The organism is Azospira sp. (assembly GCF_030247495.1).
Classification (GTDB): Bacteria; Pseudomonadota; Gammaproteobacteria; order Burkholderiales; family Rhodocyclaceae; genus Azospira; species Azospira oryzae.
Map to the genome: position 1 here is coordinate 480,760 of NZ_JAOTRW010000002.1, position 14,463 is coordinate 495,222.

The window sequence follows — 14,463 nt, forward strand, 5'->3', positions numbered from 1 at the left end:
AGACCGCCTTAAGATTCGCCGGTTAAGGTGGCGCACAAACTGACTCAGAGTGCCGCCATGAACCGTCGCCATCCTTCCCCCAGCTTCAGCCTCGCCGCCGTCGCCCTGCTCTGCGCCCTGGCCTTCCCGGCCCGGGCCGCCAACCCGGCCGACTTCATTGCCCTGGCCCCCGCCCAGGCCAAGGCCCTGGGGGTGGAAACCCGGCTCCTGGCCGCCGCCGATACGGGCAGCGCCGCCGGCCTGCCGGCCAAGGTGGTGGTGCCGGTGGAGCAGATGCGGGTGGTGGCGGCGCCCCTGGCCGGCCTGCTGACCCAGGTGGGCGCCGTGGCCGGGCAGACGGTGAAGAAGGGCCAGATGCTGGCCCGCCTGGCCAGCCCGGGCCTCTTGCAGGTGCAGCGGGACTACCTGCAGGCCAGGCAGCAGGCCGACCTGGCCCAGCGCAGCCTGGCCCGGGACGAACAGCTGTTCAAGGAAGGCATCATCGCCGAAGCCCGGCTCCAGGCCAGCCGCGCCAGCCAGGCCCAGGCGGCGGTGGCGGCGCGGGAACTGCAGGCCGAACTGCGCATTGCCGGCGCCACCGCCGGCGGCGGCAGCCTGACCCCGGAAGTGGCGGTCAGCGCGCCCCTGGACGGCGTGGTGCTGGAAGCCAGCGCCGCCGTGGGCAGCCGGGTGGAGGCGGCCACCGCCCTGTTCACCGTGGCCCAACTCAATCCCCTGTGGCTGGAAATCCAGGCCCCCGCCGCCCTGGCCGGCAACCTGAAGGAAGGGGCGGCGGTGCGCATCGCCGGCAGCGAGGCCAGCGGCAAGCTCATCAACGTGGGCCGCCAGATCAGCCCCGGCAGCCAGACCGTGACCCTGCGGGCGAGGATGGACGCGGGTCTCGACTCCCTGCACCCGGGCCAGATGGTGGAAGCCACGGTGGCCGCGGCGCCCCAGGCCGGCGCCACTGCCGGCAAGGGCGCCACCTACCGCATCCCCCAGGCCGCCGTGGTGCGCCAGGCCGGCCAGGCCTGGGTCTTCGTGCAGACGGCCGGCGCCAGGCCCGGCTTCCAGGCCACCCCGGTGAGCGTGGCCGGTAACGCCGGCGCCGACGTGCTGGTCAGCGGCAGCGCCCTGGCGGCCAACGCGGCGGTGGCGGTGAAGGGCGTCAGCGCCCTCAAGTCCGCCTGGAGCACTGCCGCGGGCGATGCCGGGAGCGCCCAGTAATGCTCTCCCGCCTGGTCGAATTCTCCCTGGCCCAGCGCCTCCTGATGCTGGTGCTGACGGCCCTGCTGGTGGGCGCCGGCATCATGGCCTTCCACAACCTGCCCATCGACGCCTTCCCCGACGTTTCCACCACCCAGGTGAAAATCATCATGAAGGCCCCGGGCATGACCCCGGAAGAGGTGGAGGCCCGCATCGTGGTGCCCATCGAGCAGGAAATGCTGGGCATCCCCAAGCAGCGCATCCTGCGCACCACCTCCAAATACGCCATCGCCGACGTCACCATCGACTTCGAGGATGGCACCGACATCTACTGGGCCCGCCAGCAGGTGGCCGAGCGCCTCGGCGGCGTCGAGCTGCCCCCCGGCGCCAGCGGCGGCCTGGCCCCCATCACCACGCCCCTCTCGGAAATGTTCATGTTCACCGTGGAAGGCCCCCTCTCCCTGGAGGAGAAGCGGACCATCCTGGACTGGACCATCCGCCCCCAGCTGCGCACCCTGCGCGGCGTCGCCGACGTGAACAGCCTGGGCGGCCACGCCAAGGCCTTCGAGGTGGTGCCCGACGCGGCGGCCCTCAACGCCCGCGGCGTCAGCCTCAACGAACTGCGCCAGGCGGTGGAAGGCAACAACCGCAACGACGGCGCCGGCCGCCTCACCGAAGGCGAGGAAACCCTGCTGGTGCGGGTCGAAGGGGCCGTGCACAGCCTGGACGACCTGCGCGCCATCGTCATCGCCCAGCGCGGCGGCAACCCGGTGCGGGTGGGCGACGTGGCCGAGGTGCGCTTCGGCGCCCTCACCCGCTACGGCGCGGTGACCAAGGACGGCCAGGGCGAGGCGGTGGAAGGCCTGGTGCTGGGCCTGCGCGGCGCCAACGCCCAGCAGGTGGTGGACCAGGTGAAGGCCAAGCTGGCCGAGATCCAGGCCACCCTGCCCGAAGGCGTCAGCATCGTGCCCTTCTACGACCGGGGCCATCTGGTGGAGCGGGCCGTGGGCACCGTCTCCAAGGCCCTGGGCGAGGCCATCGTGCTGGTGGTGATCCTGCTCCTGGCCTTCCTCGGCAACCTGCGGGCGGCCCTGGTGGTGTCGGTGATCCTGCCCCTCTCGGCCCTGCTCACCTTCATCCTCATGCAGTACTTCGGCCTCTCCGCCAACCTCATGAGCCTGGGCGGCCTGGCCATCGCCATCGGCATGCTGGTGGATGCGGCGGTGGTGATCGTGGAAAACGTGGAGAGCCACCTCTCCAGCCCCCATACCTCCGCCCGCCTGCCCCTGCTGCACGTCATCTACCGCTCGGTGCGGGAGGTGACGGTGCCGGTGTCCTCCGGCATCGCCATCATTGTCATCGTCTTCGTGCCCCTGCTGACCCTGGAAGGGCTGGAAGGCAAGCTTTTCATCCCGGTGGCCCTGACCATCGTCTTCGCCCTGGTCTCATCCCTGCTGCTGGCCCTCACCGTCATCCCGGCCCTGGCCTCCATGCTCATGCAGCGGGGCGGCCACCACGAGGCCTGGCTGGTGAAGAAACTCAACGCCGCCTACGCCCCGGCCCTGGACTGGGCCCTGGCCCACACCCGGCAGGTGGTGGTCACCGCCCTGGCCCTGCTGGTGCTGGCCATCGGCGCCTACACCCTGCTGGGCAAGACCTTCCTGCCCACCATGGACGAGGGCGACCTCATCATCCAGCTGGAAAAGCTGCCCTCCATCAGTCTGGAGGAGACGGTGGAGACGGACCAGCGGGTGCAGCGGGCCATCCTGGAACGGGTGCCGGAGGTGAAGAACATCATCGCCCGGGTCGGCTCCGACGAACTGGGCCTGGACCCCATGGGCCTCAACCAGACCGACACCTTCCTCGTGCTCAAGCCCATCGACGAATGGCGCCAGCCGGACAAGGACTGGCTCACCGACCAGCTGCGCCAGGTGATGGAAGACTTCCCCGGCATCGCCTACACCTTCACCCAGCCCATCGACATGCGCATCTCGGAAATGCTCACCGGCGTGCGCGGCGACATCGCGGTGAAGGTCTTCGGCACCGACCTGGACCAGCTCAATCACGCCGCCGACGGCATCGTCGCCCTGCTCAAGGGCATCAAGGGCGCGGAGGACGTGTTCACCCTGAAGAACGAAGGGGTGCAGTACCTCAAGGTGGAGATCGACCGCCTCGCCGCCGGCCGCCTGGGCCTGCCCATTGAAGACGTGCAGAACGCCCTCAAGACCCTGGTGGAAGGCCTGCCCGCCGGCCTGGTGGTGGAGCCGGGGCGGCGCACCCCGGTGCTGCTGCGGGGCGGCCCGGACTACAAGACCAGCGTCGAGCGCTTCGCCGACCTGCGCCTGTCCCTGCCCGGCGAAGGCGCCAATGTCCGCACCGTGCCCCTCTCCCAGGTGGCCAAGATCGAGCGGGTGGAAGGCCCGGTCAAGGTGGACCGGGAAAACGCCCAGCGCTACGTGGTGATCCAGTCCAACGTGCGGGACCGGGACCTGGTGGGCTTCGTCGAGGAAGCCCAGGCCAAGGTGGCCCAGCAGCTGAAGCTGCCCCAGGGCTACCGCATCGTCTGGGGCGGCCAGTTCGAGAACCAGCAGCGGGCCGCCCAGCGCCTGATGCTGGTGGTGCCGGTGGCTTTGGGCCTGATTTTCATGCTGCTCTTTTCCACCTTCGGTTCCCTGCGCCAGGCCGGCCTGGTCCTGGCCATGATCCCCTTCGCCCTGGTGGGCGGCGTCTTCGCCTTGCTGCTTTCCGGCCAGTACCTGTCGGTGCCCGCCTCGGTCGGCTTCATCGCCCTGCTCGGCATCGCCGTGCTCAACGGCGTGGTGATGCTCACCTACTTCAACCAGCTGCGCACCCAGGGCCTGCCCCTGGAGCAGGTGGTGCGGGAAGGGGCCGGGCGGCGCCTGCGCCCGGTGCTGATGACGGCCTCCATCGCCGCCTTCGGCCTGGTGCCCCTGCTCTTCGCCAGCGGCCCCGGTTCCGAGATCCAGAAGCCCCTGGCCATCGTGGTCATCGGCGGCCTGCTCAGCTCCACCCTGCTGACCCTGCTGCTGCTGCCCATCCTCTACCGCCGCTTCGGCTTCGACAACACTCCGGGAGAACGGCCATGAGCGCAAACAATCGCCCCGTGGATACCTGCCTGACCCTGGTGATCCACCCCAATCTGGAAGATGCGGTAGTGGACTTCCTCCTCGACCGTGCCGAGACCGTGGGCCATTTCACCTCCCGCCCGGTGGATGCCCACGGCGGCGACATCGCCTACGAAACCGCCGCCGAACGGGTGCGCGGCCGGGCCCGCCGCTTCCGCATCCAGGCCCTCATGGCCGGGACCCATGTGCACGACCTGCTGCGGGACCTGCGCCAGCAATTCACCGGCGCCGACATCTACTACTGGACCGCCCCGGTCCAGCAATCCGGGAGGCTGTAATGGGCCCCATGCTGAAACTGATGCCCCTGGCCGCCCTGCTCTGCAGCGCCGCCCTCCAGGCCGCCGAACCGCCGCCCCTGGCCTACCCCACCGACCTGCCGCCGCGGGAAGCGGCGGTCAACGCCATCCGCCTGGCGCCCCAGGCCAAGGCCGCCGAAGCCATGCTGGAAGCCGAGGGCGAAAACCGCAAGCGCCTGGAAGCCGGCCCCTATGAATGGACCGCCCGGGTCGGCAGCCAGCGGCGCAACGTCAACGGCGTCAATGGTGCCGCCAACGAACGCTACCGGGAATGGAGCGGCGGCATCGAGCGGGGCATCCGCCTGCCCGGCAAGGCCGCCCTCGACGAGCAGCTCGGCGCCAACGGCGAAGCCATGGCCAAGGTGGCCCTGGGCGACACCCTGCACGAAACCTCCCGCAGCCTGCTGCGCTACTGGTTCATCTGGCTGCGGGAAAACGAAGGCGCCGCCCAGTGGCAGCGCCAGAGCGAATCCCTGGCCCGCCAGCGCCAGGTCACCGCCCGCCGCGTGCAGCTGGGGGACGCGCCGCGCCTGGAACTGATGCAGGCCGAAGCCGCCGCTGCCCAGGCCCAGGCCGCCCTGGAACAGGCCCGCCTGCGCCGCCAGGTGGCCGAGGCCGACCTGGCGGCCCGCTTCCCCGGCCTGCCCCAGCCCAGGCAGGTGGCCCCCAGCGAGCCCCAGCCCCTGGAAGAGGCGGAGTGGCGCGAGCACCTGCTGGAACACAACCACGAGTTGATGTTGGCCCGGGCCGAAAGCGAACAGGCCCGGCTGGTGGCCAACCGGGCCGACGCCGAGCGGATGCCCGACCCCACCCTGGGAGTGCACGTGGGCTCCGACAAGGGCGGCGAGGAACGCATCGCCGGGGTCAGCATCTCCATCCCCTTCTCCGGCAGCCTGCGCAGCGCCACCGCCCGCCGCGACGCCGCCTACGCCAGCGCCGCCGCCAGCCGGGAAGCCGCCACCCTGGCCCGCATCAACGCCGAAGTGGCCGCCCTCCTGGCCAACGCCCGGGCTGCCTACGAATCCTGGCGCCGGGCCGAGGATGCCGCCCAGCGCATCGAACAGGCCGCCGCCCTCATGGCCCGGGCCTACCAGCTGGGCGAAGCCGGCATCACCGAACTGCTCACCGCCCAGCGCCAGGCCAACGAAGCCCGCCTCGCCGCCAACCAGAGCCGCCTCGACGCCCTGGAAAGCCGCTACCGGGTGTACCTGGACGGCCACGGCCTGTGGCCGGTGGACGGGGAGCACACGGAGAAATAAGGCCGTCACGAAGCACCGCCCTGGAAGGCAGAAGGGACGGGCCTCCCCACCGTGCAACGGTGGGAAAGCCCGTCCCTTCTTGTTGGTGGCGATGGTGCCGCTGCCAGGCAGCGGACCGCTACGGCTAGGCGGTGGCGAAGAAGGCCGGATCGAAGGCGACGCTGGCAGCCGGCAGCGGGCCCTGGAAGGCCAGGGCCTGGAAGTACTGGGGCGGCACCTCCGGCAGCAGCAGCGGCGCCGCCTGGACGAAGCCGAAGCGGGCGTAGAAGGCCGGCTCCCCCACCAGCACGCAGCCGGCGGCGCCGCGCCGGCGCAGTTCCTCCAGGCCGTGCCGCATCAGCCGGCTGCCGATGCCGCAGCCCTGATGCTCTGGCAGCACCGAAACCGGGCCGACCCCAAACCAGCCGGGAGCGGCCGGACTCAGGGTCACCGGCGAAAAGGCCACGTGGCCGAGAAGGCGCCCGCCCTCCTCCGCCACCAGGGAAAGGCTGAGCCTGCCGCTATCTCGCAGGGCGCCGACGATGAACTGCTCGGTGCCCGCACTGTGGGCCGCCGTGGCAAAGGCCAGGCGGGTCAGGTCGAAAATGGCGGCGCTGTCGGCCGGCTGTTCGGGACGAATGGTGATGGTCATGTGATGAATTCCTTTTTGCAATGCAGGCGCCGAGCCGCCCGGCCGCCAGTAGGGACCCGGGCCGGGCGGGCGCGCGGGAGGATTACTGGTTGTCGAGCTGGCCGCGCACGGCCCCCAGGCCGGCCCGGTTGATCCGGTAAGGCCGGCCGTCCAGGGAGGCGATGAGGCGCTTGGCCTTCAGCTTCTTGAACACCGGCAAGGTGCAGTCGCTGAGGACGAAACCTTCGCGGGTATAGCAATCGACGTGGGTAATGCGGCCGGAAGCATCGCGGTGATGTTCGATATGGCCGCCTTTGGCGAGGACGTGCAACGTCCGCTGCTCGGGCTTGGAAAGATTCATGTTGGATTGTTCCGCAATCAAATGCACACACGACGGCAGCCTCCGAGAGGCGCCATCGACGCTATGGGCATATCGATAACTCGCGGCCGGCGGGGCCAGACGGAGTTATCGGATTGCGGCAATCTCCAACATACAGACCTAACTCAAATGGAATGGGCTTGCCCGTTTGCCGGGCAGGCGCGAATGATAGCGCTCCCCTCGGGGCGGGGCAATCGGGGCGGTGTCGGGCAGGGCGCCGCCGGACGCCTGGCACCCGGCCTGCAAGGCAGGAAGGACGGGCCTTCCAGCCATGGCATGGCGGAGAGTGGCGTCGTTATTGGGTGGTGGCGCTGTTGTTTCCGGGACTGCGGGCACCTGGTTGCCGGTTTGAGTCTTCGGACGTGGAGGGGGGTTTTACGGCTGTGTTCCGCGCCTGACGCGCGGGTTACTTTCTTTTGCTTCGCCAAAAGAAGAGTAACCAAAGAAAAGGCGAGCCCGGTTTGGCGCCCCTGCGGGGTCCCCTGCGCTACTCGCTTCCGGCGGGGGCTGCGCAACTCGGCCTACGGCCTCAGACAGTGCTCGCCCTTTTCCCGCCAAAAGCTCCGTTGCTCGGCGCCGCACAGGGCGGGATTGGCGCTCTCTGATTTTTGCTATCGACACCAGGCAGGAGTTGCCAACTCGGGAAGGCGGACGTTCAACGTGGAGTTGAATGGCCTGCGCAGCCTTTCCCGCAGGTCCGGTTGAGCCCGGGTTAGCAGCATGGAGCATTCAACTGAAGTCAGTGATTTTGAAGATTGCGCCGTCCCGGAACTCAAACTCCGAGCGGCCAGAAAGGTTCAGAACCTGCTCCTTCTTTAGACCATTCGGTAGATCGGCGGCAACGACGGCGCGAAAAGCGATGGTAGCAACCGCGACACCGCCTTCAATCTCGAAGGACTCGATTCTCTGATGCCTTTCCGAGAACAGCGATAGCGATTGCAGCGCAAGGGCCTTAAGTTCTGCGATTCCATTTGTACTGGCGTTCACTACACCAGCAGAAATGTTCTTGAATTCCACCCGCGGGTGAAGGCCATTGAGCATGTCGTCCACATCCTGGCGGTTGTAGGCGTCGATGTAGTGGTCGACGAGGGCGCGAATCTCAGTGGGACTCAATTGGCGATCTCCGTGAAAGGCTGCACAACGGGGAAGTGATGGGGGGGGCGCTGCTTCATCGGGCAGCGTCCCCTCGACTGAAAGACTATGTATTGCGGAAGACACGATATCGGCTCTGCACAAAGCCAAACTCGAAAGCTGTGGTGCCTTCGTGCACAAGGTGTAAATCAGTTTGAAGTGGCCCAAATAGCGGCTTCCCCGTGCCAAGCAGGACAGGGATGACAGTAATGGTGATGTCGTCGATCAGACCAGCTGCAAAGAAGCTCTGGATCGTGAGACCACCATCAACATAAATCTTCCTAGCCCCCCGTTCAGTCAGCGACGCCACCAATTCAGTCGGCGTTTTATTTGATACGGAGACACTTTTCGGAAGATTGGGCGACAAAGAAATTTCTCGGTGGCTCAAGACGACTACGGGAGTCGAACCATACGGCCAGGACTCAAAGGTGAGCACCTGTTCGAAGGTGTTTCGCCCCATAACCAAAGCATCGACATCGGCCATGAACTTACCGTAGCCGCAATCTTCTCCGGGTGTTATGGACTTGTTTGCCTCGTTCAGCCAATCAATGCTCCCATCGCTACGGGCGATAAAACCGTCAAGACTTGTGGCGATAAACACTGAACACTTGGCTACCATTGCAAGTTTCTCAGGGACACATAACGTGCTAGCTCACGGGCGCGAGCCGCTTTGCGGCGAAGCGTCCCTCTGAAGCGGAGGGTTAGGCAAAGACTGATGCAATAGCAAGTGCGAACAGAAATACCAAAAAGTCGGCGCTGGTGAGACGGCGCACGCTTGAATGATAGAGCACGCTACAGCCACTCACCGCGCTTATTGATGAAGCCCCATTTGCCGTTCAGCTTGGCAGCGGCTTTCCCGTTTTGAAATTCTTTTGCATCTTCAAATTTCGGCTGGATGACCCATTGCTGTTTCTCATTGATGAAGCCCCACTTCCCATTGCTTACCTGCACCGGAGCTAAACCTTCGCTATAGGAACGAACGTTCTGGTATTTCGGGCCGGTTGATTTGCACCCGCCGAGCGTGAGGAGTGAAATGGAAAGTGCAGCAACTGCAAACTTCTTAAGCATGTGATCTCCTTGATTGAAGTAAGGCCCAACGTAGAGCTAACCGACGCTGCGCGGCTTTATCGCGCAGCGTCCAGCAACTGAAAGGAGCGGGGTTGAGCGCCATGTTAGAGCTAGACGGTAACATTCTGTGACTCTTCAAGTACCGACTTGCCCAATATTCCAGGAACCCAGCTACGGAATGATTCTTCGCGGACAGCGTAGGAAACAGAAGTTGCCCTGTCGTTAATTTTTTCACCAACATAGATTCCGATTACGTCCCAAGTAGGCGCAGTAATTTTGCATACCGGAGCACCAGAAGCGCCGGTGCCTGCAATCTCGCTAAGCTCAAAAAATGAAGTTCCTTGTATTGCAGGCAATTCGCCGGTATAGCGCCTGCGAACGTAGCCTTCGTTATACACAAGATCGGGACGCACTACAGCTTGATTGCCTGCTACCAACTCGAAAGTGGCGTCATCGGGGTAACCAAAAAGCCGATACTTGCAAGAGGCATGCTCCACCGAGTTGCTTAGGCGAAAGAACGATTTCCATGGAGAGCCATCAAGCTTAACTAGCGCAACATCTTCAGTGGAATGTACTTCTCGGGCGGTTATTTCATATCCGAACCAGCCACCAGACTGAAGCGCAAATATTGCAACCAGTCTTTCAGCTTCGGAACCGGCGATTACATGTTTTGCCGTCAGTGCAAAGCCTTGGCTTCCAATAAGGAACGCGGTTCCAAGAACGCGCTTTACAGCTACGCTATCACCCTGCATCTCGGCAGACGCGATTGGAAATACGTAGTCTCGAATGGCATCCGATTGCTTAAACATAGGTGGCTCTAACTAGTAGTAGACGACAAAAACGTCCAATAAAAATGGGACTGTCCAATATCCTGGAACACCGGACAGCCAAATCGATTGTCCCGCAACGGATTCAGCAAACCTTCCGTTTACTGGCCCCACTAAAAATCCGTGAAACCGGACAGCCTCAAAGTTACCGTCGGCACACCCACACCGCAACCAAAAGTTGCAAATCGCATATCCCAATAACCTAAATCACCCACCCCAAACCGGTGAGAACACCTTCGCTACGCCACCGGCTTTCCATCCCCTTCCACCCCCGCCGAGCAGCGCAAGGCGGGCGGGGGGCTTTCGGCGAGGACTGTTTGAGGTCCCGCAGGGACCGAGTTCCGCAGCCGCCCCGACCGACTGAGCAGCGCAGGGAAGCCCGCAGGGCCGGGGGTGAGGGTTCCCCTTCTTTTGGTTCCTTTTCTTGGGGAAGCAAGAAAAGGAACACGCGCGGCGGAGCGGAACCCAGCCGCAAAATCAACAACCCACGCCCAACCAATCCCCCAGTAACAAAGCCCCCCCCCACCCCGCCACCAAACAAAAAAGACGGCCATCCCCACCATACCCCGGTGGAAACGCCCGTCCTCATTGCCTCCCGGGCCAATGCCCGGATCAGATCAACACCGTCGAAACTACCCCTTCCCCTCCAGCACCCGCAGCAGGGAGGAGGTGTCGTCCTTGCCCATGCCCTGCCCCATCAGGGCGTTGAGTTGCTGGCCCACCTGGGCCGCCACCGGCAGGGGCGCACCCAGGGCGTGGGCCTCGGCCAGGAGGATGCCGAAATCCTTGTGGTGCAGCCGGGCCTCGATGCCGGCGGCGAAGTCCCGCTCCGCCATGCGCTCGCCCATCACCTCCAGCACCCGGCTGCCAGCGGAGCCGCCGAGCAGGGCTTCGCGCAGGCGGGAGGTGTCCACGCCGCTGGCGGCGGCCAGGTGCATGGCTTCGGCGCAGGCCTGGATGGCGGCCACCATGATCATCTGGTTGCAGGCCTTGGCCACCTGGCCGGCGCCGTTGTCGCCGATGTGCACCACGGTTTTGCCCAGGCGCAGCAGCAGGGGCCGCACCCGCTCCAGTACGGCGGCGTCGCCGCCGGCCATGATGGCCAGGGTGGCGTGGATGGCGCCCTGCTCGCCGCCGGAAACGGGGGCGTCGAGGAAGTGGATGCCCCGGGCGGCCAGGGCGGCGGCGATCTCCCGGGCATCGCCGGGGGCGATGGTGCTCATGTCCACCACCACGCTGCCGGGGGCCAGGCCTTCGATGAGGCCGGCTTCGCCGAGGACCACGCTTTTGACGTCGCTGCCGCTGGTGACCACGGTGAACACGATCTCGGCCCGGCGCCCGACCTCGGCCGGGGTGGCGGCGACGGCGGCGCCCATTTCGGCCAGGGGCTCAGTACTGGCGGGACGGCGGCCCCACACGGTGAGGGGATAGCCGGCGTCGAGCAGGTGGCCGGCCATGGGGCGGCCCATGACGCCGAGGCCGATGAAGCCGACGGCGGGTTTGGCGGAGGAGCTGGCGGTCATGTGGAATGCAGTGATTGAGGGGATGAGGATGGGGATGGGGCGCCGCCGGGGCCGGCGGCCTGGCGGTGCTGCTGCTTGGCCAGGTACATGGCCTGGTCGGCGGCGCCGATGAGGGATTCGGCCACGTCGGCCTGGTCGGGGAAGACGGCGCTGCCGATGGAAACGCCGACCCGCAGTTCCTGGCCCTGCCACATCACCGGGCGGGCGACGGCGTTTTCGATCTCGCCCATCACCCGCTCCAGATCGTCCTCGACGGAGAGGTGGGCGAGGAGTACGGCGAATTCGTCGCCGGCCAGGCGGGCCACCGTGTCGCTGGTGCGCACGGCATTCTGCAGGCGGCGCCCCACCTCCTGCAGCACCGTGTCGCCGGCCTGGTGGCCGTAGGTGTCATTGACGCTCTTGAAGCCGTCCAGGTCCATGTAGAGCAGGCCCAGCCGCTCGCCCTGGCGCCGGGCGTGGGCCAGGGCCTGATCCAGGCGCTCGAGGAAGAGGGAGCGGTTGGGCAGGCCGGTGAGGGGGTCATGGTGGGCCAGGCGCCACATTTCCTCCTGGCTGCGGCGCAGTTCGGTGACGTCCTGGTACACGGCGACGAACTGGCGCACCCCGCCCTGGGCGTCGGTGACGGAGCGGATGTCCAGCTCCACCAGGATGGCTTCGCCGGTCTTGCGCCGGTTCCAGATTTCGCCGCGCCACTCGCCCCGGGTTTTCAGGGCCTGCCACATGCGGGAGAAGAATTCCGGGCTGTGGCGGTTGGAGCGGAAGAAGCCGGTGCGCCGGCCCAGGCACTCCTCCCGGCTGTAACCGAGGAGGCTGACGAAGGCGGAGTTCACGTTGTTGATGGTGCCGTCGCCGTCGGTGATGAGAATGGCCCGGCCGGCCCGTTCCAGCACGTCCCGGTAGATGCGGCTGGAGAGTTCCGCCGCCTTGATCTCGGTGATGTCGGCGAAGGAGGTGACGACGGCGAAGGGCTGCCGCTCGTCGGCGAAGTTGAGGGGCCGGCTGTTCACGCTGAGCCAGATGAGGCCGGCGTCGGGCCGGCGCAGGCCCATGATGATGTTGTCGCAGGAGACGCCGGTGCGCAGGGTGACCATGGCCGGATGGTCGCGGCCGGGGAAGGGGCTGCCGTCCTCCCGCACCGCCTGCCATTCCGGGTCGGTGGAATCCAGGCCCACCAGGTTCTCGCCGATGCGCAGAATGCGCCGGGCCGAGGCGTTGGCGGAAACGATCTTGCCCGTCTGGTCCTGCACCACCACCCCCTCGGCCATGGCCGAGACCAGGGAACGCTGCATGGCCTCGCTGCGGGCCAGGTCCAGTTCGGCCTGCTTGCGCGCCGAGATGTCGGAGATGATGCCGAGCATGCGCAGGGGCCGGCCCTCCGGGTCCCGGGCGCAGACCTTGCCCCGGCTCAGCACCCAGCGGTAGTTGCCGTCCTTGTGGCGCAGGCGGAATTCCATCTCGTACACCGGCGTGCGCCCGGCGAAATGGTCGGTGACGGCGGCCATGGCCCGTTCCCGGTCGTCCGGATGCAGGCGCTCCAGCCACTCCTCGTGGCGGCTCGGCAGTTCCTCGTCCCGGTAGCCCAGGATGGCCTTCCAGCGCGGCGAGAAATAGGCCCGGTTGTCCGCCACGAACCAGTCCCAGACCCCGGCGTCGGCCCCGTCCAGGGCGAACTTCCAGCGCTCCTCCGCATCGGCCAGGGCCTGCTGCATGTTCATGTAGTCGGTGACGTCCTGCAAGGTGCCGGTGAGGCGGCTGGGGCGCCCGTTTTCGTCCCGTTCGGCGCGACCACCCAGGTGCACGTAGCGCTCCACATTGCCCGGCAACAGCAGGCGGCAGGCGATGTCGAGGGAACCGCCCTGCTCCCGCACCTGAGCGAAGTTGACCTCGATGCGCTTGCGGTCCCGGGGATTGACCCGGGCCAGGAAGGCCTGCAGGGAGGGATTCTGGCTCTCCGGCAGATAGCCCAGGATGCGGTAGGTCTCGTCGGACCACCACACCTGGTTGCCCGGAATATCCCGCTCCCAACTGCCCAGGTTGGCCACCCGCTGGGCTTCGATGAAATGGCCCCGCTCCCGGGCCAGCATGGTTTCGAGCCGGTCCCGGCGCAGCTGGTAGAAGGCGACGGCGCCGCCGCACAGCAGCACCAGCAGGGACAGCAGCATACCCTTGCGCAGGTTGGCGTTGCGCTGGGCCAGCAGTTCCTCCTCCAGGCCCCGGGGCGACACGGCCACCATCACCAGCATGGGATAGCGGTCCAGCCAGCGGTAGGCGACGGTGCGGGTGATGCCGTCCAGGGCCGAAACCCGGGTGACCAGGCCGTGGGAGCTTTTCTTGAAGGGGCCGAACAACTCGTCGCTGAGCTGCTTGCCCAGGTGCTTTTCCATTTCCCGGGAGCGGCCCAGGACCTTGCCGGCAGCGGAATACAGGGTCAACACCCCGTCCGGCCCCAGGTCCTGGTGCTGGACGAAGGCGGTGAGCTGGCGCGGCTCCATGAAGAAGGCGACGACCCCGGCAAACTGGCCCCGGGCATCGAAGATGGGGCGGGACAGCTGCACCCCCGGCGCCCCGGTCATGCGCCCCTGGACCGGCCCGCTGATGTAGAGGCTGTCGCGGCCGCCGCTGGAGAAATGGATGTAGTTGTCCCGGTCCCCCAGATAGACCCGCTCGCCGGGACGGCGGGGGGCATCGGAGGTGGCGACGTAGCCGTCCCGGTCGATGACGGTGACCCGGGCCCCCAGCTCCTGCAGGGAACCCTGGCGCAGCAGGGCGATGGTGGTGTCGACTGACTTGCGCTCGGCCACATATTCGCTGCGCAGGAGCAGGAGCACGTCGTCCAGGCGCTGCAGCTGGCGCAGCAGGTTTTCCGCCACCAGGTCGGCCACCACCCGGCGCTCCGCCTCGAAGCGCTGCTGCCGCTCCTCGGCGAAGAGGCGGTTTTCCCGCAGCAGGAAGGTCCAGATCAGGGCCAGGGCCGCCGCCACCATGAGCAGCAGCGCGACGGGCCAGCGGCGCCCCGGGAACAAGGGTTTGGGCATGGCC

General features: G+C 66.6%; 12 protein-coding genes. 4 read left to right on the plus strand and 8 right to left on the minus strand.

Translation table 11 applies throughout. From position 1 onward, the window contains the following. Positions 1-57: 57 nt before the first annotated feature. The 4 genes from OEL49_RS02210 to OEL49_RS02225 are packed head-to-tail and all read left to right on the plus strand — an operon-like array spanning position 58 to position 5,886. Entirely contained in the window at positions 58-1,206 is a 1,149-nt protein-coding gene (locus OEL49_RS02210; protein WP_287873886.1) for an efflux RND transporter periplasmic adaptor subunit, read from the plus strand. Next, positions 1,206-4,292 carry an efflux RND transporter permease subunit gene (locus OEL49_RS02215; protein ID WP_287873887.1) on the plus strand — a complete coding sequence of 1,029 codons (3,087 nt, stop codon included), beginning with the start codon at positions 1,206-1,208 and terminating at the stop codon, positions 4,290-4,292. The genes OEL49_RS02210 and OEL49_RS02215 overlap by 1 nt, the downstream gene beginning before the upstream one ends. Next, the gene (locus OEL49_RS02220) at positions 4,289-4,609 is read left to right on the plus strand and encodes a DUF3240 family protein (RefSeq protein WP_014238439.1); all 321 of its coding nucleotides are present in this window, start codon (positions 4,289-4,291) and stop codon (positions 4,607-4,609) included. Before OEL49_RS02215 ends, OEL49_RS02220 begins: the two co-directional genes overlap by 4 nt. A gap of 8 nt (positions 4,610-4,617) precedes the next feature. Beyond that, positions 4,618-5,886, plus strand: coding sequence for a TolC family protein (locus tag OEL49_RS02225; protein WP_287873888.1), 1,269 nt, complete (start codon positions 4,618-4,620; stop codon positions 5,884-5,886). 124 nt (positions 5,887-6,010) lie between these two features. On the opposite strand, the gene OEL49_RS02230 is transcribed toward OEL49_RS02225, so the two are convergent. From OEL49_RS02230 to OEL49_RS02265, 8 genes are all read right to left on the minus strand, one after another. After that, complete coding sequence (locus OEL49_RS02230; RefSeq protein ID WP_287873889.1) at positions 6,011-6,517, minus strand: GNAT family N-acetyltransferase; 507 nt, start codon at positions 6,515-6,517, stop codon at positions 6,011-6,013. Positions 6,518-6,599: 82 nt separating this feature from the next. After that, entirely contained in the window at positions 6,600-6,857 is a 258-nt protein-coding gene (locus OEL49_RS02235; protein ID WP_014238442.1) for a YjhX family toxin, read from the minus strand. A gap of 747 nt (positions 6,858-7,604) precedes the next feature. Continuing rightward, positions 7,605-7,988 (minus strand): nuclear transport factor 2 family protein, encoded by a 384-nt coding sequence (locus OEL49_RS02240; RefSeq protein ID WP_287873890.1) that lies wholly within the window; start codon positions 7,986-7,988, stop codon positions 7,605-7,607. Between the two features lie 85 nt (positions 7,989-8,073). Continuing rightward, a complete protein-coding gene (locus OEL49_RS02245; protein WP_287873891.1) occupies positions 8,074-8,607 on the minus strand; it encodes a dihydrofolate reductase family protein in 534 nt (177 codons plus the stop codon). Positions 8,608-8,798: 191 nt separating this feature from the next. Further along, positions 8,799-9,074, minus strand: coding sequence for a WG repeat-containing protein (locus OEL49_RS02250; RefSeq protein ID WP_287873892.1), 276 nt, complete (start codon positions 9,072-9,074; stop codon positions 8,799-8,801). Positions 9,075-9,184: 110 nt separating this feature from the next. Continuing rightward, positions 9,185-9,883: a S1 family peptidase gene (locus OEL49_RS02255; RefSeq protein WP_287873893.1), complete on the minus strand. Its 699-nt coding sequence runs from the start codon at positions 9,881-9,883 to the stop codon at positions 9,185-9,187. 650 nt (positions 9,884-10,533) lie between these two features. Beyond that, positions 10,534-11,424 carry an NAD(P)-dependent oxidoreductase gene (locus OEL49_RS02260; protein WP_152089660.1) on the minus strand — a complete coding sequence of 297 codons (891 nt, stop codon included), beginning with the start codon at positions 11,422-11,424 and terminating at the stop codon, positions 10,534-10,536. After that, complete coding sequence (locus tag OEL49_RS02265; RefSeq protein ID WP_287873894.1) at positions 11,421-14,459, minus strand: sensor domain-containing diguanylate cyclase; 3,039 nt, start codon at positions 14,457-14,459, stop codon at positions 11,421-11,423. Before OEL49_RS02265 ends, OEL49_RS02260 begins: the two co-directional genes overlap by 4 nt. Between the last annotated feature and the right edge of the window lie 4 nt (positions 14,460-14,463).